General features: G+C 62.7%; 18 protein-coding genes and 1 tRNA gene. 16 read left to right on the top strand and 3 right to left on the bottom strand.

Going from position 1 to position 18,790, the window contains the following annotated elements; all coding sequences use genetic code 11:
* Window positions 1–604 precede the first annotated feature (604 nt).
* Window positions 605–1,057: a cupin domain-containing protein gene (locus NKJ91_RS31415; protein ID WP_352458603.1), complete on the bottom strand. Its 453-nt coding sequence runs from the start codon at window positions 1,055–1,057 to the stop codon at window positions 605–607.
* Between the two features lie 278 nt (window positions 1,058–1,335).
* On the opposite strand from NKJ91_RS31415, the gene NKJ91_RS31410 reads away from it, so the two are divergent.
* The 3 genes from NKJ91_RS31410 to NKJ91_RS31400 all read left to right on the top strand — a co-directional run bounded on the left by NKJ91_RS31410 (window position 1,336) and on the right by NKJ91_RS31400 (window position 2,273).
* Window positions 1,336–1,421: transfer RNA gene (locus NKJ91_RS31410), tRNA-Leu, on the top strand.
* Window positions 1,422–1,680: 259 nt separating this feature from the next.
* On the top strand, window positions 1,681–1,968 hold the full coding sequence (locus NKJ91_RS31405) for a ribbon-helix-helix domain-containing protein (RefSeq protein WP_023674775.1): 288 nt from the start codon (window positions 1,681–1,683) through the stop codon (window positions 1,966–1,968).
* Window positions 1,965–2,273, top strand: coding sequence for a type II toxin-antitoxin system RelE/ParE family toxin (locus NKJ91_RS31400; protein WP_352458602.1), 309 nt, complete (start codon window positions 1,965–1,967; stop codon window positions 2,271–2,273). Before NKJ91_RS31405 ends, NKJ91_RS31400 begins: the two co-directional genes overlap by 4 nt.
* 189 nt (window positions 2,274–2,462) lie before the next feature.
* Here the strand turns inward: NKJ91_RS31400 and NKJ91_RS31395 are convergent, their stop codons facing one another.
* Entirely contained in the window at window positions 2,463–3,041 is a 579-nt protein-coding gene (locus NKJ91_RS31395) for an NUDIX domain-containing protein (protein ID WP_352458601.1), read from the bottom strand.
* Between the two features lie 152 nt (window positions 3,042–3,193).
* On the opposite strand from NKJ91_RS31395, the gene NKJ91_RS31390 reads away from it, so the two are divergent.
* The 8 genes from NKJ91_RS31390 to NKJ91_RS31355 all read left to right on the top strand — a co-directional run bounded on the left by NKJ91_RS31390 (window position 3,194) and on the right by NKJ91_RS31355 (window position 9,891).
* A complete protein-coding gene (locus NKJ91_RS31390; RefSeq protein ID WP_352458600.1) occupies window positions 3,194–4,297 on the top strand; it encodes an NADH:flavin oxidoreductase/NADH oxidase in 1,104 nt (367 codons plus the stop codon).
* A 109-nt stretch (window positions 4,298–4,406) separates the two neighbouring features.
* Window positions 4,407–4,724, top strand: a complete 318-nt coding sequence (locus NKJ91_RS31385; RefSeq protein ID WP_352458599.1) for an SH3 domain-containing protein — start codon at window positions 4,407–4,409, stop codon at window positions 4,722–4,724.
* A 62-nt stretch (window positions 4,725–4,786) separates the two neighbouring features.
* Window positions 4,787–5,080, top strand: coding sequence for a DUF982 domain-containing protein (locus NKJ91_RS31380; RefSeq protein ID WP_031211240.1), 294 nt, complete (start codon window positions 4,787–4,789; stop codon window positions 5,078–5,080).
* A gap of 28 nt (window positions 5,081–5,108) precedes the next feature.
* Window positions 5,109–5,348 carry a DUF2188 domain-containing protein gene (locus tag NKJ91_RS31375; RefSeq protein ID WP_023674770.1) on the top strand — a complete coding sequence of 80 codons (240 nt, stop codon included), beginning with the start codon at window positions 5,109–5,111 and terminating at the stop codon, window positions 5,346–5,348.
* A 164-nt stretch (window positions 5,349–5,512) separates the two neighbouring features.
* On the top strand, window positions 5,513–6,598 hold the full coding sequence (locus NKJ91_RS31370) for an ABC transporter ATP-binding protein (RefSeq protein ID WP_352458598.1): 1,086 nt from the start codon (window positions 5,513–5,515) through the stop codon (window positions 6,596–6,598).
* 33 nt (window positions 6,599–6,631) lie between these two features.
* Window positions 6,632–7,957 (top strand): ABC transporter substrate-binding protein, encoded by a 1,326-nt coding sequence (locus NKJ91_RS31365; RefSeq protein WP_352458597.1) that lies wholly within the window; start codon window positions 6,632–6,634, stop codon window positions 7,955–7,957.
* Between the two features lie 187 nt (window positions 7,958–8,144).
* Complete coding sequence (locus tag NKJ91_RS31360; RefSeq protein ID WP_502897019.1) at window positions 8,145–8,996, top strand: carbohydrate ABC transporter permease; 852 nt, start codon at window positions 8,145–8,147, stop codon at window positions 8,994–8,996.
* Window position 8,997: 1 nt separating this feature from the next.
* Window positions 8,998–9,891 carry a carbohydrate ABC transporter permease gene (locus NKJ91_RS31355; RefSeq protein WP_023674766.1) on the top strand — a complete coding sequence of 298 codons (894 nt, stop codon included), beginning with the start codon at window positions 8,998–9,000 and terminating at the stop codon, window positions 9,889–9,891.
* 91 nt (window positions 9,892–9,982) lie between these two features.
* Here the strand turns inward: NKJ91_RS31355 and NKJ91_RS31350 are convergent, their stop codons facing one another.
* Window positions 9,983–10,969, bottom strand: coding sequence for an alpha/beta fold hydrolase (locus tag NKJ91_RS31350; RefSeq protein WP_352458595.1), 987 nt, complete (start codon window positions 10,967–10,969; stop codon window positions 9,983–9,985).
* A 149-nt stretch (window positions 10,970–11,118) separates the two neighbouring features.
* Between NKJ91_RS31350 and NKJ91_RS31345 the strand changes: the two genes are divergently transcribed.
* The 5 genes from NKJ91_RS31345 to NKJ91_RS31325 all read left to right on the top strand — a co-directional run bounded on the left by NKJ91_RS31345 (window position 11,119) and on the right by NKJ91_RS31325 (window position 18,530).
* Window positions 11,119–11,868, top strand: coding sequence for a competence/damage-inducible protein A (locus tag NKJ91_RS31345; RefSeq protein WP_352458594.1), 750 nt, complete (start codon window positions 11,119–11,121; stop codon window positions 11,866–11,868).
* A gap of 78 nt (window positions 11,869–11,946) precedes the next feature.
* A complete protein-coding gene (locus tag NKJ91_RS31340) occupies window positions 11,947–12,780 on the top strand; it encodes a universal stress protein (RefSeq protein ID WP_352458593.1) in 834 nt (277 codons plus the stop codon).
* A 128-nt stretch (window positions 12,781–12,908) separates the two neighbouring features.
* The gene (gpt, locus tag NKJ91_RS31335; RefSeq protein WP_023674762.1) at window positions 12,909–13,409 is read left to right on the top strand and encodes a xanthine phosphoribosyltransferase; all 501 of its coding nucleotides are present in this window, start codon (window positions 12,909–12,911) and stop codon (window positions 13,407–13,409) included.
* Between the two features lie 221 nt (window positions 13,410–13,630).
* Window positions 13,631–14,119, top strand: coding sequence for an NUDIX hydrolase (locus tag NKJ91_RS31330; RefSeq protein ID WP_352458592.1), 489 nt, complete (start codon window positions 13,631–13,633; stop codon window positions 14,117–14,119).
* Between the two features lie 646 nt (window positions 14,120–14,765).
* Window positions 14,766–18,530 (top strand): vitamin B12-dependent ribonucleotide reductase, encoded by a 3,765-nt coding sequence (locus NKJ91_RS31325; RefSeq protein ID WP_352458591.1) that lies wholly within the window; start codon window positions 14,766–14,768, stop codon window positions 18,528–18,530.
* Window positions 18,531–18,790 lie beyond the last annotated feature (260 nt).

The raw sequence follows: 18,790 nt of genomic DNA, 5'->3' as shown, positions 1-18,790 counted from the left end.
GCCGCCGATGCTGCCAAAGTTCCCATCAGCCATCGCATCAAGAAATGCGCCTGGAACGACGACTATCTCATCAATGCCATCACTCATATGCGATAGCCCTGCCTCGAGGGGGGAGATGTCGCCGAAGGCGACAGAGGGGGTCGGGACGTCCTGACGCGAACCTTTACCGCGAACAAAACAGGCTGGCCTTTACCGCGAACAAAACAGGCTGGCGCTCGACGCGAGACGTCCCCCTCTGGCCTGCCGGCCATCTCCCCCTCAAGGAGGGAGATTGATGCCACCACGGCTTTCGCCAATCGCCAAGGCCGGGAAGGCAGGACAAATATGCTTTTGTGCCGGCCGCAGCAACTTTGTTCTTGCTTTGTGCCGGCAGCTATGCTACTAATTTGGGTATGGTGCCAATTGGCTCCAACGACCCGTCCTCCCGAGGCGGGTTTTTTTGTTATTGCGCCATTCATGGCAAATGGCCCAGGCGGAATACGATTCCGTTGCGGCCAATCAGCTTTCGTCTCGTTAGAGGATCCTTCTGAATCGACGGTCGCGGAGTTTGACGCACTCCATCGTTCGAGCCTTCGGCCGGTTCACTCAATTCGATCCCGAACTGTCACTTTTTGCTTGGATCGTCCGCCGGGTTGACGTAGGTGATCTTGAATGGCCCCTCGCCATGAACCTGGATAATCGTTTCGCTTGTCGTCCAGGCGAAGTGATTCATTCCCGCCGGCGCGACGCCGAAGCCGCCAGCAGTCAGTTCGACACCTTTCGCCTCGTCGAGCTTATCGCCCATTCCAATATGGAAGTTGCCGGAAAGCACCGTTGCGTATTCCGTGGTGGGATGATTATGTGCGGCAATTTTGTAGCCGGCGGGTGTCTTCAACCGCAGCACATAGGCGCCGTCCTTTGAGGGATCTCCAGCGACAACAGCCATTTCCGCGCCAGCGGGAATGACAGCAGGAGCAGGACCCCATTTGATGTCTTTGGCGTTCATCGGCATCTCATCGGCAAACAGAGGCGCCGTCCCAACAAGCAGCAGTGCCAGGGCAGAGGCAAGCTTGAGCATGACAATCTCCCAGTGTCTGTAGAGGACGGCGTCGAGTATCGGAGCGCCGATCCACTTGCCAGTTCGAGCCTACCAGGGCAGAGCGCCCGAACGCATCCTGCGAACGGGGGACGCGCATTCGCGGTAGCCGCGGAAGCTGCCGCTAAAAACATTTCCAGGTGAAACGATTTTGTTTGTATCACTGTAGGTGATCGGCCTCGCTAGCTTCCAGTGCCAGATTTGTCGACGGCAGAAGACGGCTTGACGGCCTTTGGCTGGCGGCTGAAAAGGGCTGGCCTGCGGACGTGGCGGAATTGGTAGACGCAAGGGACTTAAAATCCCTCGATCTCTGATCGTACGGGTTCGATTCCCGTCGTCCGCACCAGCAACATCGGCGCCGCCATTGCGGCCTAAGCAAGAGCATGAACTCGCCGCATACAGGCTGCCACATGCCATTTCTCGACCAGGAGCCGGCGAGCCGATGCGGGATCTGCGATATGCGTATCCGGTGTCCGCATGTTCGTTTGCCAGCTTCCAAAGCGCACTCAGGCAAGGGCGGCGGTATCGGTCACACGCATCATCGCCAGCAATTTCGATATGATTTTGTCACATCGGCTGCTATATGGTGGAAAAGGAGTCCGCCCATGCGAACCACCCAGCCGATAAGTATCACCCTCCCGCGCGACATGGCCGAGGCCGTCGCGCGCAAGGTCGAATCCGGCGCCTACGCCTCCGTCAGCGAAGTGCTGCGCGAGGGCGTGCGCGCGCTGCTCGACCGCGACGCCGCCGTTGAACGCTGGCTGCGCGAGGAAGTCGCCCAGAGCTACGACGAGTACAAGGCGAATCCGTCCAGCGCCATCCCTGCCGAGCAGGTCATGCTGCGTATCCGCGACCGCGCCGCCGCGCGACGCGATGATGCCACTAAGGAATGACGCGCAGGGTTGTATTTTCCGCGCAAGCGGAGCACCAGTTGGATGCGCTGTATCGCTACATAGAGGAATATTCCTCCACAGCCCGTGCGGAATCGTTCGTTGGCGGCATCGTGGCCTATTGCCACGCGTTCGAGCCGTTTCCCGAGCGCGGAACGCGCCGCGACGATATTCGTCCCGGCCTCCGCGTTCTAGGCTACCGCCGCCGCGTCAGCATTGCCTTCACGGCCGAAGCCGACACCATCGCCGTCCTCGGCGTCTATTACGGCGGGCAGGACTATGAAGCGGACCTCAAGGACAAAGGCTAACGGGCGTAACGATCGGGCGATAAGACCTCTGCCCCAGTGGAGCCTCGCCGATCGCGCGGGCAAAGAAGTCTGTTCAGCCCCCAGGCCTCCAGCCGCAACCAGCGTCGCCTTGTCCCAGCCCCGCAAGGCGGCCTAGTGGAAGGGGTTCCGGCCGGGAGCTTCCTCGCAGTGTCCAGCTTCCGGCATGGCTCACCTCCCGATCGGGTTCAGCTTCAGGTGCTGGATCAAAATAATCGTCTTGGCGTCGATGATCCGACCATCGTGCATGCCGGCCAGTGCTTCGTCGAGCGGCATTTCCAAAACCTCGATGTCCTCGCCTTCGTCGTGGGCGCCGCCGCCGTCAGAAATGCGGTCGGCGGGCGAGTAGCGGGCGACGAAGAACCAGAGCCGCTCAGTGACGCTGCCGGGGCTCATATAGGGCGAAAACAGCCGCTGCACGTCCTTCAGCCGGTAGCCGAGCTCCTCTTCGGCCTCCTTGCGGATGCAGGTTTCGGGATCGTCTTCGTCGAGCAGGCCGGCGCAGGCCTCGATCAGCGGCTCCTTGTGGCCGGTGACGTAGGCCGGGTAGCGGAACTGCCGCACCAGAAGCACCGTCGAGCGGTCGGGATCGAAAGGCAGGATCACCGCGCCGTCGCCGCGATCGTAGGTCTGGCGGGTGTGCGTTTCCCATTTGCCGTCGCGCCGGCGGTAGTCGAAGACGGTCTTTTTCAGAACCGCCCATTCGTCGGAAAGGACTTCCTCGGAGCGGATGCGAATGCGATCTTCCATGGTGGACTCCCTGCTGCCGCGGCAAGGCGTAGCCGCGAACGGCGGTTCGCGCAATCGGGTCACCAATTGGTCCAGAGGCCGGTTCACCGTCTCGTGTCTGGCGCTGGCACAATCGGCTGCATAAATAGCGGCAACCCTTTCCGGAGTTTTTTATGACCTCATCGCTTTTCCAGCCGATCACCCTTGACGGCCTGACCTTTCCTAACCGCATCGCGGTCGCGCCGATGTGCCAGTATTCGGCCGAGGACGGCTCGGCCAGCGATTGGCACCTCTATCACTGGATGAACCTGGCGATGTCGGGCGCCGGCATGGTCACCGTCGAGATGACCGATGTCGAACGGCGCGGCCGCATCTCGCATGGCTGCCTCGGCCTCTATTCCGAGGACAATGAGGCGGCGGCGCGACGCACGCTGGATGCAGCCAAGCGTGTCGCCGCGCCGGATACGAAATTCGGCACGCAGCTTGCCCATGCCGGCCGCAAGGCCTCCAACCGGAAACCCTGGGAAGGCGGCGGCCCGCTGAAAGCCGATCAGGACCCGTGGCCGATCGTATCGGCCTCGGCGATCGCCTACGACACCGGCTGGCAGGTGCCGCGGGCGCTGGAGGACGACGAGATCCTGCAAATCATCGAACGCTTCGCCGAAGCGGCGCGGCGGGCCGAGCGTGCCGGCTTCGACTTCATCGAGCTGCATGCCGCGCATGGCTATCTGATCTTCCAGTTCCTGTCGCCGCTTTCCAACCGGCGTACCGACCGCTGGGGCGGCTCGCTGGAAAACCGCATGCGTTTCGTCGTCGAGATTGCCAAGGCGGTGAAGAAGGCCGTGCCCAGGCTGATGCTGGGGGCGCGTCTGTCGATCAAGGAATGGGTCGATGGCGGCTTCGACGTCGAGGATGCGATCGAAGTGGCAAAAGCGCTGAAGGAGGTCGGCGTCGCCTATCTCTGCTGCTCGAGCGGCGGCAACTCGCCGTTGCAGAAGCTGCCGACCGGCCCGGGCTACCAGGTGCATCTGGCTGAAGCGGTGCGCAAGGCCGTCGGCGTCCCGACGCGGGCCGTCGGCCTGATCGACGATCCGAAACAGGCGGAGGCGATCGTTGCCGACGGCCGCGCCGACATGGTGGCGCTGGCGCGCGCCTTCCTTGCCGATCCGCGCTGGGGCTGGCGCGCCGCGGCCACCTTCGGCGAAAAAATCCACCCGGCGCCGCAGCTTGCCCGCTCGGTGACGACGATGCAGCACTGGATGAAGGTGGCGACCTGACGGCGGGTTCTCACCTCACTGGGCGAGGCATCACAGCTTCGCTTTGATCCTCTGCCGGTGTAGGGTGGCCGGGGCCGCGGCTGGGCGCGGCGGGTTGGGGAGCAGAGACATGCCGTTCAGGGGGAATTCCATTGCGGCTGCTGCCGCGGTGTTGGCCGGGCTGTCGTTCGCCGCACCGACGCCGGCCGGGGCGCAATATTGCGAAGGCACGGTGCACGGCCTTTCCAGGCACTACAATCTGGCGACGGGAAGCGGCTTTCTCGCCGTTCGAGCCCGACCGAACTCGTCGTCGCGCATGATCGGGCAATTATTCAACGGCGACCAAACCGAGATCTTCGACCGCCGCGGAAGCTGGTACAAGGTCGATTTCGGCGGCCGCACCGGCTGGGCGAATGCACGCTGGCTGCGCAACGACTGCGGCTATTGAGCTATTTTCGCCTGAGCTAAAATAGCAGTTGCAACCAAATCGGCCGCTCCGCGTTGGCGGCGATGATGGACAGCAAGCCATTTGAAAAGCCGGTCGTGGTCGAACTCGGCCATGTCGGCAAATATCGGCAGATCCGCAGCGCCCAGGAGGCGGCGGAGTGCCTGATGACGGTCTGGCCACTCAATCGCGGGCCGCGTCATCGTGATGCCCTCGACACTTGCCTAAAAGTGCTGGAAGGTTATCGTTCGACGGCGGATGCGCGCCGGGCACTGATCGAAGCCGCCAGGGAATCGGACGTGCTAGTCACAGACGACAGGCTGCCAGACGACAGACTGGCCGACGATAGGCTGCATTGAGGCAACGGGCTTTCAACCGGAGGGTTTCATGGCGAAACTGACCTACAAGATCGTCGAGCATGACGGAGGCTGGGCCTACAAGGTCGGCTCGACATTCTCCGAAACGTTCCCCACCCATCAGGACGCGTTGCGCGCCGCCGAGATCGCTTCGGCCGAACAGCAGGTCGCCGGCAATACCGACGGCATCCAGTACGAGGACGCCGACGGCAAATGGCACGACGAGCTCGCAGATGGCCGCGACCGGCCGCAGACGGAGGTTTCGGATTAGGGTGTGTCGATATCCAGGTGATGCCGGGCTGCTTTACAGGCCGGTTTGGTAGCGCTACCGTCTCACATCGCGCGTGACCGGGGAGGAGCCTGGGCGCTGTCGCGGTCCAGGCAGGAAAGCGGTTTCCTTCGAAGTCGTTGCGGGAATCAATCGGGAGGAGATCGATGGCGTCTGTCGCGATCGGCGATGTCTACAAATCATTTGGGACCGTCGAGGTCCTGCACGGGGTCAGCGTCGATATAGACGACGGCGAGTTCGTCACGCTGGTCGGTCCTTCGGGTTGCGGAAAGTCGACCCTTCTCAGGATGATCGCCGGCCTGGAAAAGATCTCGCGCGGCCAGATCGCGATCGGCAAACGTGTCGTCAATAACGTTGCGCCAAAGGAGCGCGACGTCGCCATGGTCTTCCAGAACTATGCGCTCTACCCGCATATGACGGTCGCCGAGAACATGGCGTTCTCGCTGATGCTCAAGGGCGTTCCCAAGACGGAGAGCGATGCCGGCGTGCGGCGCGCGGCCGAAATCCTGGGACTGGTGCCGCTGCTCGACCGCTATCCGCGCCAGCTTTCCGGCGGGCAGCGCCAGCGCGTTGCCATGGGCCGGGCGATCGTGCGCGATCCGCAGGTCTTCCTGTTCGACGAGCCGCTGTCCAATCTCGATGCCAAGCTCCGGGTGCAGATGCGCGCCGAGATCAAGGAACTGCACCAGCGCCTGAAGACGACGACGGTCTACGTCACCCACGACCAGATCGAGGCGATGACCATGGCCGACAAGATCGTCGTCATGCATGACGGCATCGTCGAGCAGATCGGGCCGCCGCTCGAGCTGTACGACCGGCCGAACAATCTTTTTGTCGCCAGCTTCATCGGCTCGCCCGCCATGAACATGCTCAGGGGCGAGATCGTAAGCGACGGCTCGCCGTCATTTCGCGGCGCCGGAGGGATTTCGGTCCCGTTGGCCTCTGCACTTTCCATCGGCAATGGTGAGCCGGTCGTGCTGGGGATACGGCCCGAGCATTTACGGCTGTCCGACCATCAGGGCATCCCGGTCACCGTCGCGGTGGTCGAGCCGACAGGGTCCGAAGTGCAGCTCATCGGCCGCACGGCGGGTGGCGAGGAGATCGTCGCCAATTTCCGGGAACGCCATTCCTTCACGCCGGGCGAAACCATCCGGCTTACGGCCGAGCCTGGCCTCATCCATCTCTTTCACGGCAAAACCGGACAGCGGTTCGAAACACCCATCGGGCAGTAGGACGGCAAGGACAATAAGCAGGAGGAAGCGAGCATGAAATTCACCAGACGTGACGTGATCCGCACCACCGCCGGTGCGGCGGCGGGAGCCTTGGGAAGCCGGTTCATCGGCTCTCCCGCCTTTGCCCAGGAGGGGTTGAAATACAAGCCCGAGGACGGCGCCAAGCTCAGGCTGCTGCGCTGGTCGCCCTTCGTGCAGGGCGACGAGGATCAATGGCTGGCCAACACCAAGCGCTTTACCGAAGCGACCGGTGTCGAGGTCCGCGTCGACAAGGAAAGCTGGGAGGACATCCGCCCCAAGGCGGCGGTCGCCGCCAATGTCGGCTCCGGCCCGGACCTGATGTTCGTCTGGTTCGACGACCCGCACCAATATCCCGACAAGCTGCACGACGTGACGGAACTGGGCGAATATCTCGGCTCGAAATATGGCGGCTGGCACGATGGACCGCACCAATATGCGACACGGCAAGGCAAATTCCTCGGCCTGCCGCTGGCGACCATCGGCAATGCCATCGTCTATCGCGAAAGCTGGGTGAAAGAGGCCGGCTTCTCCGAATTTCCGAAGGACACGGCAGGCTTGCTCGAGCTTTGCAAGGCATTGCAGGCGAAGGGGCACCCTGCCGGCTTCACGCATGGCCACGGCGTCGGCGACGGCAACAACTACGCTCACTGGCTGCTGTGGAGCCATGGCGGTCAGATGGTCGACGAGAGCGGCAAGGTGACGATCAACAGCCCCGAGACGCTCAAGGCGATCGAATACGCGCAGGAGCTCTACAAGACCTTCATTCCCGGTACCGAAAGCTGGCTCGACGTCAACAACAACCGCGCCTTCCTGGCCGGGCAATTGAGCGTCATCGCCAACGGCATTTCCGCCTACAACACCGCCAAGATCAACAAGGACAAGGATCCGAAGCTCACTCTGATAGCCAAGGACATCCGCACCACCAACCTGCCGATTGGACCGGTCGGAAAATCCGTCGAGCTGTTCCAGGTGACCACGGCCGTGATCTTCGACTACACGCCCTACCCCAACGCCGCCAAGGCCTACCTGCAGTTCATGTTCGAGGATCCGCAAATGTCGCAGTGGATCACGTCGTCGGCAGGTTATTGCTGCCAGACGCTCAACGCCTTCGACAACAACCCGGTGTGGACGGCCGATCCGAACAATGCCGCCTACGCCAAGGCCTCGGCGACGCTGCGGCCCAACGGCTATGCCGGCCCGCTCGGCTACGCCTCGGCAGCGACCATGGCCGATTATGTGCTGGTCGACATGTTCGCCAAGGCGGTGACCGGCCAGGCGACGCCGCAAGAAGCGATGGAAGAAGCCGAGAAGCGCGCAAACCGCTACTATCGCGTTTGAGCCGGGTTCAGCCGGGCAGCCATGCTGCCCGGCTTCGAATCGCGCATGGCCGCCCGGCCGTTCAATGAGACCTTAGAGGAGCCGACCCATGGCCGTGACCTCCGCTGCCGCTCAGCCACGCCGGTCGGCGCTGTCGCGCATTCTGACGTTCGTGTCCGAAAGTCATAACGCGCTTGGCTTCGGCTTCATGCTGCCGGCGGCGGCACTGCTGCTGGTCTTCCTGACCTATCCGCTCGGGCTCGGCGTCTGGCTCGGCTTCACCGATGCCCGCATCGGCCGCCCCGGCATCTTCATCGGCTTCGAGAACTATGAATATCTGTGGGATGACGCCGTCTTCTGGCTCTCCGTCTTCAACACCTTGCTCTACACGATCAGCGCCTCGGTCCTGAAGTTTGTGCTCGGCCTGTGGCTGGCGCTTATCCTCAACCAGAACCTGCCGTTCAAGTCGTTCTTCCGCGCGATCGTCCTGCTGCCCTGGGTGGTGCCGACGGTGCTGTCGGCGATCGCCTTCTGGTGGATCTACGATTCGCAATTCTCGATCCTGTCCTGGGCGCTTATGGAAATGGGCCTGATCGACCATCGCATCAACTTCCTCGGCGATCCCGAGAATGCGCGGGCTTCGGTCATCGCCGCCAATGTCTGGCGCGGCATTCCTTTCGTGGCGATCACGCTGCTTGCCGGCCTGCAGACGATTCCGCAGTCGCTCTACGAGGCCGCCACGCTCGACGGCGCCAGCCGGTGGCAATTGTTCCGCTATGTGACGCTGCCGCTGCTGACGCCGATCATCGCCATCACCATGACGTTTTCGGTGCTGTTCACCTTCACCGATTTCCAGCTGATCTATGTGCTGACGCGCGGCGGGCCGGTGAACGCCACGCATCTGATGGCGACGCTGTCGTTCCAGCGCGGCATTTCCGGAGGCCAGCTTGGCGAAGGCGCCGCGATCGCAGTTGCTATGATCCCGTTCCTGCTGGCGGCGATCCTGTTCAGCTATTTTGGCCTGCAGCGTCGCAAATGGCAGCAGGGCGGCGGAGATTGACATGACCGCGATCGAAACGAGCAAACGCCCGGAACTCGACGAAGGCGGCATGGGCTACCTGCAGAGTTTGCCGCGCCGCGTGGTGACGGTCTACCTGCCGTTGCTGATCTTCGTCATCGTGCTGTTGTTTCCGTTCTACTGGATGACGATCACGGCGGTTAAGCCCAACCTCGAGATGACCGACTACGCCAATTTCAATCCGTTCTGGGTGGTGCATCCGACGCTCGAGCATATCCGCTACCTGCTCTTCGAGACGTCTTATCCGGGCTGGCTGCTCAACACGATCATCATCTCGACCGCCGCCACGTTCCTGTCGCTGCTGGCTGCGGTGTTCGCTGCCTATGCGATTGAACGCTTGAGGTTCTCCGGGGCGCGGCAGGTCGGCCTCGCGGTGTTCCTCGCCTATCTCGTGCCGCCCTCGATCCTGTTCATTCCGCTGTCTGTGATGGTGTTCAACCTTGGACTTTACGACACGCCCTTCGCGCTCATCCTTACATATCCAACCTTCCTGATCCCGTTCTGCACATGGCTGCTGATGGGTTACTTCCGCTCGATCCCGTTCGAGCTGGAAGAATGCGCGCTGATCGACGGGGCGAGCCGTTGGCAGATCCTCACCAAGATCGTGCTGCCGCTGTCGGTGCCGGGCCTGATTTCCGCCGGCATCTTCGCATTCACGCTGTCATGGAACGAGTTCATCTACGCCTTGACCTTCATCCAGTCGTCCGAAAACAAGACTGTGCCGGTCGGCGTGCTCACCGAGCTGGTGCGCTCGGACGTCTACGAATGGGGGGCGCTGATGGCGGGAGCGCTGATCGGCTCGCTGCCGGTGGTGGTGCTCTATTCGTTCTTTGTCGAGCACTATGTTTCCTCGATGACCGGAGCCGTGAAGGAATAGCCGATATCCTGATTAGGTTCGGAGGTATTCCCGGCGGCCGGGATGCCCGGGGCGGGCACCCTGCCGGCCGAGACCGCGTTCCGGGAGGGTGTCAGCTGCTTGTGTCGGACTTCGGAGCAAATGCGCGGTCGGCAATGCGTTCGATGAAAGCGACGACCCGTTCCGGCTCGACGAATTGCGGCATGTGACCAAGCCCCTCGACCGGCTCGAAATGCAGCCCCCTGATCTTTTCCATCACCGGCCAGCCTTGAATATCGATGCCCAGCACGAGATCGGAAGCACCAAACAGAATGCCGGCCGGCATGGTGATCTCGCGATAGCGTTGCTCGATGCGGCCAAGGTCGTGCTCAATGGCCACGACATCGGTCGACGTTGCATAGAAATGGCTTGGCCTGAGCCCGCACCAGCCGCCGCCCTCGACCATATAGTCGGCCGGCGCCGTCTGCGGCGCGAAAATGAAGGCAAGCGTCGCTTCGGCATATTTGAGAGCCGCCGGGATCGCCACCGTATGAGCCATGATCCGGCGCCGCAGCGGCGACTTAATGTACAGCGGGCCGAACTTCTCGCGCGCGTCCGGCTCCAGATGGGTCAGCGGTGCCAGCAAGGCGATGCCGGAAATCGCCTCTGGATGCTCGATAGCCAGCGTCAGCGCGATGGCGCCACCCAGCGAATGACCGACGACCAGAGGCTTTTCCAGCCCAAGCGCGTCGATAAAATGCCGCACGATCTCGGCCTGCTCGGGCAGCCGTCCGCTGGCGCCCCTGGCCCGCACCGAATAGCCGGAGCCCGGACGGTCGAGCGCGATCAGCCGATAGTTCGGGCCGAACCGTCCGAACAGCGTGTGGCCGAATTGATGAAGCTGCGCGCCGAGGCCGTGCAGGAAGACGATCGGCCGCCCCTCGCCCGTCTCGACATAATGGATGCGGTTGCCGTCGATCTCGATGAATTTGCCACTGGCCGGCACCAGCCTTTCGGCCTTCGCCGCGATCCGCAGCGTCGCCAGCATCGGATAGGCTGCCATGACGAGCGCCAGCAGAAACAGCGCGCCGGGTAGCCATAGCAGAATCGATGCCGGCATGTCTTGCTCAGGGCTCCAAACCGGCACGCAGCATCACCCGCCGACGGGTGCACTGCAAGGGAGGTGGCACAGGTAGATCCGTCATTTGGCGGCATTGCCGCCGGCCGTTTGCCGCGCTATCTCAGGCGACCCGTTTGCCGGAGCCAGTCATGACCGAAATCGTCACCGCCGCCATGCTCGTCATCGGCGACGAGATTCTGTCCGGCCGCACCAAGGACAAGAACATCGGCCACCTCGCCGACATCATGACGGCGATCGGCATCGACCTGAAGGAAGTGCGCATCGTTGCGGACGAGGAAGACGAGATCGTCGCTGCGGTGAATGCGCTGCGCACCCGCTATACTTATGTCTTCACCACCGGCGGCATCGGCCCAACGCATGACGACATCACCGCCGATTCGGTTGCCAAGGCCTTTGGCGTGCCATGCGAATACGACGCCAAGGCCTACGCCCTGCTGGAGGCAAGCTACGCCGCCCGCGGCATCGAATACACCGAAGCACGCAAGCGCATGGCGCGGATGCCGCGCGGGGCAGACCACATCGATAATCCAGTGTCGGTTGCGCCGGGCTTTCGCATTGGCAACGTCCATGTCATGGCCGGCGTGCCGGCGATTTTCCAGGCGATGCTCGACAATGTCGTGCCGACATTGCGGGCCGGCACCAAAATGCTGTCAGCAACCGTGGAATGCCCGTTCGGCGAAGGCCTGATCGGCGGGCCGCTGGGCGACATCCAGAAGGCGCATCCGGACACGATCATCGGCTCCTACCCGAAATATGGCGACGGCAAGTTCTGGACGGAACTGGTGGTGCGCGCCCGCAGCCAGCAGGCACTGGACTCCGCACGCGCCGACGTAGAGGCTATGGTGGCGGGCTTGATCAACGCAAGCCGAGTGGGCTGATCGGCCGGCCTGACGGAACCAGCATCGCGCAGTGACGTTTGTCACGAGTGGGATCGCCGTAAGAAGTGAGGGACTGCCATGCGCTTCAAGACCATCGTCGCCATATTGCAGAATGAACAGGATGCCGAGCGCGTCCTCGACTGCGCGATCCCGCTGGCCAGCCGATTCCAGAGCCATCTGATCGGCATCCATGCCGAGGCGCTGCCGGTGCCCTACACCTCTGCCACCGGCTTTCCGGACACCGAGTTCCTGCAGGTTTCCGCCGATATGAACCGGGAGCGCGCCGAGAAGTTGCAGGCCGCCTTTCACAAGCGCATCGAGAATTCCGGCCTGTCGTTCGAGTGGCGCAGTCTCGAGAGTTTTTCCGGCGACAGTGCGCTGACCGGCATCTCGACCGTTCGCACCGCGGACCTGATCATCGCCGCGCAGCGCGAATCGGGCAGCGACCCGAGCGCCGACGTCGACACCCTGGTCTACGATGCCGGCCGGCCGGTGCTGGTGGTGCCGCATTCGGGTCCGCTGGTCACCAGCTTCAAGCATGTGCTGCTCGCCTGGAACGGCAGCAAGGAAGCCGCGCGCGCGGCCTTCGATGCCCTGCCCTTCATCATCGAGGCCGAAAAGACGGACATCGTCGTCATCGACCCGCCCGATACGCTCGACGAGGCGCCGGAAACAGCCGGCGCCGAGATCGCCGCCTCGCTGTCCAGGCATGGCGCGACCGTCAGCGTCTCGGTGCTGAGGTCCGGCGGCGCTTCCGTTGACGACATCATCCAGACCAGGGTCGCCGAGTCGGGTGCGGACCTGCTCGTGCTCGGCGCCTACAGCCATTCCTGGCTGCGCCAGCTGCTGTTCGGCGGGGTGACGCGAACGGTGCTGCGCACCGCCCCGGTGGCGGCTTTCCTGTCGCGGTAGGTTCACAGGGATAGCTGGCAGGACAATAGCTTTGCCGCGCCCTTGCCAAAGCCAAGCCTTTCCAGTTAATTCCGCGCGCATTCCATAGGTGTCTGCGCGCGATGCGCGCTTTACGGAGTGCGCGAAAGATGTCCCTGCCCGAAAAAGCCTTCCCGGTCTCCTGGGACCAGTTCCACCGCGATGCGCGCGCGCTCGCCTGGCGGCTTGCCGGCGCCAACAAGGGGCAATGGAAGGCGATCGTCTGCATCACGCGCGGCGGCCTGGTTCCGGCCGCCATCATTTCGCGCGAGCTTGGCATCCGCATCATCGAGACGGTCTGCGTCGCCTCCTACCACGATTATACCAGCCAGGGGCAATTGCAGGTGCTGAAGGAGGTCACGCCGGCGCTGCTCGCCGATGACGGGGCCGGAGTGCTGATCATCGACGACCTCACCGACACCGGCAAGACGGCGGGCATAGTGCGCGCGATGATGCCCAAGGCGCATTTCGCCACCGTCTATGCCAAGCCGAAAGGCAGGCCGATGGTCGACACTTTCGTTACCGAGGTCAGCCAGGACACCTGGATCTATTTTCCCTGGGACATGGGCTTCACCTACCAGAAGCCGATCGCCGATGACCACGCCGGCTGATTCGCGCAACGCCGCTTGATGCACCGAGTCCGCCCAGGGGACCTCCGCACACCGATAAAGGCGTGGCGCGACGCTGCTGCAGTCGCGCCATTAGGCTGAGATCGGCGCAGATTGACGGAATCTGGCCGATCCGTGAAACATTTTTTACTTTCATTGCTTATAATTAGCCGTAAGATTCGTGAGACGGCAAATGATTCTGGAAGCTGGGGCAAGCTTCTCCGATGTTGACGAGGCCAACGACGCACAACCATAAGGCCGAAAGGGTCCGGCGACTCTTCGGCGCGGTGCCGTCCCGCCTTCAGGTTGCAGCCCTGCCCTGGCGCGATGGCGGCGACGGCGTCGAAATCATGCTGATCACCAGCCGCGATACCGGCCGCTGGGTGCTTCCCAAGGGCTGGCCGGAAGCAAAGGAGCCGCTTTGCGAGGCGGCGGCGCGCGAAGCCGGCGAGGAGGCCGGGCTGCGCGGCACGATCTCGCATCACGAGGCCGGCCGCTATTTCTATGCCAAGCTGCTGGATTCCGGCGAGGAAGTGCCGTGCGAGGTGCTGGTCTTCCCACTGCAGGTCGACAAGGTCGCCGACCGGTGGAAGGAAAAGCGGGCACGCACCCGCAAGTGGGTCAGCGCCGCCGAGGCTGTGCGCATGGTCAACGAACCCGACCTCAGCCAGATCATCGCCCATTTCTGCGCGGATCCGCATCGGTTCTCCTGAGTCTCAGTCGCGCATAGCCTATCGCTCAGGTGCTGTGAACGTCGTTGCCGAAGCGCCTCCACCCAAAGCCGACCCTTCCTTGCGCTCCGCTTCTATCCCCGTTATCCACATGTGTGACACACAAGATGTGGGGGTCATAAAAGCTACGCAAACGAATCCTTGACGTCGCAAAACGAGTCGCCTTTTATAGGCCATGCGCTCTTGTTGAGAGTGCGACCGGAAAAGTTTCGAGGCCGGTCTTTTTCCCGGAATATGTGCGTTTTGATCCGCGTTCCCGCCTGTTTACGAGGCCGGCGAATGCGTGGGATTTTGAAGCCTTGGGGGGCGAGAGGGGAGGATTGTCGGACTTGAATAAATTGTCTGTTAATACTATATTTAGTGTTTGCAGGTAGGTTCGACGCTAGATAATGTGAAGTTCCCTCGACCGAGGGCGTTACAAAAAGTTTTCAGCTTTGAGGGACCCACAGGGTCCGTGAGCGCGTTGGACAGCGGCCTCGCAAGAGGTTCGACCGGCAGGGCGGCGGAGACTGTGATGATGAGAGCCGGCGGGTTTCGAACGCCGGCAGACGGCGGACATGCGCGTTTCGTCAAGAGGGCAGAAATCCTCTGGGAAAAGCGCTATATGTAGACAAAAGGGACCGGACCAATGCGCATCGAGCGTCGTTTCACCAAGCCAGGGCAATCAGCTTACGCGGAGATCGAATTCCGCAAGGCGCTTTCCGAGATCAAGAATCCGGATGGATCGGTGGTGTTCCGCCTGGACAACATCGACGTGCCGGCGCAGTTCTCCCAGGTTGCCGCCGATATCCTGGCGCAGAAATATTTCCGCAAGGCGGGCGTCCCGGCACGGCTGAAGAAGGTCGAAGAGACGCAAGTCCCCTCCTTCCTGTGGCGCTCCGTCGCCGACGAGGCTGAACTGGCCAAGCTGCCGGAAGCCGAGCGCTACGGTTCCGAGACCGACGCCCGCCAGGTCTTCGACCGGCTTGCCGGTACCTGGACCTATTGGGGCTGGAAGGGCGGCTACTTCAAGTCGGAGGAAGACGCGAGCGCCTTCCGCGACGAGCTCGCCTATATGCTGGCCACCCAGCGCGTCGCGCCGAACTCGCCGCAATGGTTCAACACCGGCCTGCACTGGGCCTATGGCATCGACGGTCCGAGCCAGGGCCATTTCTATGTCGACCCGTTCACCGGCAAGCTGACCAAGTCGAAGTCTTCCTACGAGCATCCGCAGCCGCATGCCTGCTTCATCCAGGGCGTGCAGGACGACCTCGTCAACGAGGGCGGCATCATGGACCTGTGGGTGCGTGAGGCGCGCCTGTTCAAATACGGCTCCGGCACCGGCTCCAACTTCTCGTTCCTGCGCGGCGAAGGCGAAAAGCTGTCGGGCGGCGGTCGTTCGTCGGGGCTGATGAGCTTCCTCAAGATCGGCGACCGCGCCGCGGGCGCCATCAAGTCGGGCGGCACGACACGCCGCGCCGCGAAAATGGTCATCGTCGACGCCGATCATCCCGATATCGAGGAATTCATCGACTGGAAGGTCAATGAGGAGCAGAAGGTCGCCTCGCTGGTCACCGGCTCGAAGATCGTCAAGAAGCATCTCGAAGCGATCATGAAGGCCTGCATCAACTGCGAAGGCAATGGCGACGATTGCTTCGACCCGGCGGTCAACACCGCGCTGAAGCGCGAGATCAAGGCGGCCAAGAAGGACGCGGTGCCGGAGAACTACATCTACCGCGTCATCCAGTTCGCCAAGCAGGGCTACACCTCGATGTCGTTCAAGACCTACGACACCGACTGGGATTCGGACGCCTATCTCACCGTTTCCGGCCAGAATTCCAACAATTCGGTGTCGCTGAAGGACGATTTCCTGCGCGCGGTCGAGCAGGACGGCGACTGGCATCTCACCGCCCGCAAGGACGGCAAGGTGCTGAAGACGCTGAAGGCGCGCGATCTCTGGGAAAAGATCGGCTATGCCGCTTGGGCGTCGGCCGATCCGGGCCTGCATTTCAACACGACGATGAACGACTGGCACACCTGCGCCTCGGCCGGCGCCATCCGGGCGTCCAACCCGTGCTCGGAATACATGTTCCTCGACGACACCGCCTGCAATCTGGCCTCGATCAACCTTCTGCCCTACCGCAATGCCGACGGCACCATCGACATATCAGCCTACGAGCACACGGTTCGGCTGTGGACCATGGTGCTGGAAATCTCCGTCATGATGGCGCAGTTCCCGTCGAAGGAGATCGCCAAGCTTTCCTACGAGTACCGCACGCTCGGCCTCGGCTATGCCAATATCGGCGGCCTGCTGATGACCTCGGGCATTCCCTATGATTCCGACGAGGGCCGCGCCATCTGCGCCGCCCTCACCGCGATCATGACCGGCACGGCCTATGCCACTTCGGCCGAAATGGCCGCCGAGCTCGGCGCCTTCCCCGACTACGACCGCAACGCGCAGAACATGCTGCGCGTCATGCGCAACCACCGCCGCGCGGCCTATGGCGAAAGGGACGGCTACGAGAAGCTAGCCGTCAACCCGGTGCCGCTGGTCGCCTCCGATCTCAGGCAGCAGGAGCTTGCCGACCATGCCAAGGCCGCCTGGGACCGCGCCATCGAGCTCGGCGAGGAGCATGGCTACCGCAATGCGCAGGCAACGGTGATCGCGCCGACCGGCACGATCGGCCTGGTGATGGATTGCGACACCACCGGCATCGAGCCCGACTTCGCGCTGGTAAAATTCAAGAAGCTCGCCGGCGGCGGCTATTTCAAGATCATCAACCGCGCGGTGCCCGAAGCGCTGCGCACGCTCGGCTATTCCGAGAGCCAGATCGCCGAGATCGAGGCCTATGCCGTTGGCCACGGCAATCTCAACCAGGCGCCGGGCATCAATCCTGGCTCGCTCAAGGCAAAAGGCTTTACCGACGAAAAGATCGCCGCGCTCAATGCGGCATTGAAGTCGGCCTTCGACATCAAATTCGTCTTCAACCAGTGGACGCTGGGCGCCGACTGGGTGAAGGAGACGTTCGGCTTCACCGACGAGCAGCTCAATGATTTCTCGTTCGAGATGCTGCCGGCGCTGGGCTTTTCGAAGAAGGACATCGAGGCCGCCAACATCCATGTCTGCGGGGCGATGACGCTGGAAGGCGCGCCGTTCCTGAAGGCCGAACACCTGCCGGTGTTCGACTGCGCCAGCCCGTGCGGCAAGATCGGCAAGCGTTCGCTGTCGATCAACAGCCACATCATGATGATGGCGGCGGCGCAGCCCTTCATCTCCGGCGCCATCTCCAAGACCATCAACATGCCGAACGACGCGACGGTGGAAGACGCCAAGGGCGCCTACATGCTGTCGTGGAAGCTGGCGCTGAAGGCCAACGCGCTCTATCGCGACGGCTCGAAGCTGTCGCAGCCGCTCAACGCCTCGTTGCTTGCCGACGTCGAAGACGACGAGGACGAAGCCATCGAGCAGCTGATCGCGGCGCCGGCCGCACAGCGCGCCGTGCAGGTGACCGAGAAGATCGTCGAGCGCGTCGTCGAGCGTCTCTACCGCGACCGCGAGAAGCTGCCGAACCGCCGCAAGGGCTATACCCAGAAGGCGGTCGTCGGCGGCCACAAGGTCTATCTGCGCACCGGCGAGTTTGATGACGGTCGTATCGGCGAGATCTTCATCGACATGCACAAGGAAGGTGCGGCCTTCCGGGCGATGATGAACAACTTCGCTATCGCCATCTCGCTCGGCCTGCAATATGGCGTGCCGCTCGACGAATATGTCGAGGCCTTCACCTTCACCAAGTTCGAGCCGGCCGGCATGGTGCAGGGCAACGACGCCATCAAGAACGCCACGTCGATCCTCGACTACGTGTTCCGCGAACTGGCTGTCTCCTATCTCGGCCGCCACGATCTCGCCCATGTCGACCAGTCGGATTTCGACAAGACGGCACTCGGACGCGGCATCAATGAAGGCAAGGCGACGCCCTTCTCCAAGGGCCTGACCCGCGGCGCCTCGCCGGTCAAGCTGGTGTCGGGCATGGGCGCCGAGCCGAAAGGCTTTGCGGGTTCCGGTTCCGGAACTCCAGCCCGTACCGCCCCGACCGCTTTCTCCGGCTCCAACGTGCTGACGCTAAAACCGGCAAGCGACGAAGCCGTCGCCTACAAGCGCGACTACGAGGAGCGCGCCAGGGAACTGGTCGAGGACATCGTCTACGCGGAAGCCTCCGACCCGACGGAGCTGTTCACCGACGAGGCCGCGAAAGAAGCAGCCGAAGCCAAAGCGCTCGCCGCCAACCGGCGCCAGCAATCGCTGATGCAGGGCTACACCGGCAACGAATGCTCGGAATGCCATAACTTCACGATGGTGCGGAACGGGACTTGCGAGAAGTGCGATACTTGCGGGGCCACGAGCGGGTGTAGCTGAGGAGCTGAGGTCGCGCCCTCCCTTCTCCCCTTGTGGGAGAAGGGGGCCGAGCGAAGCTCGGTCGGATGAGGGGTGCTCCAGCTTGGCACCGGCGGCGCTCCGTCCAACACCCCTCAACCGTCTCGGCGCTCCGCGCCGAGCCACCTTCTCCCACAGGGGGAGAAGGGAAGAGCGCGCGATTACCGCCAAGGCTGCAAACTGTCATCGCGGACGTAAGCGATGATGGTGTCGCAGACTGCGTTCAGATCCCGCAGCACGTC

The organism is Mesorhizobium sp. M0040 (assembly GCF_040323505.1).
Lineage (GTDB): Bacteria > Pseudomonadota > Alphaproteobacteria > Rhizobiales > Rhizobiaceae > Mesorhizobium.
The sequence above is the reverse complement of the archived record's forward strand: the minus strand, read 5'-3'. Positions and strand labels throughout refer to the sequence as shown.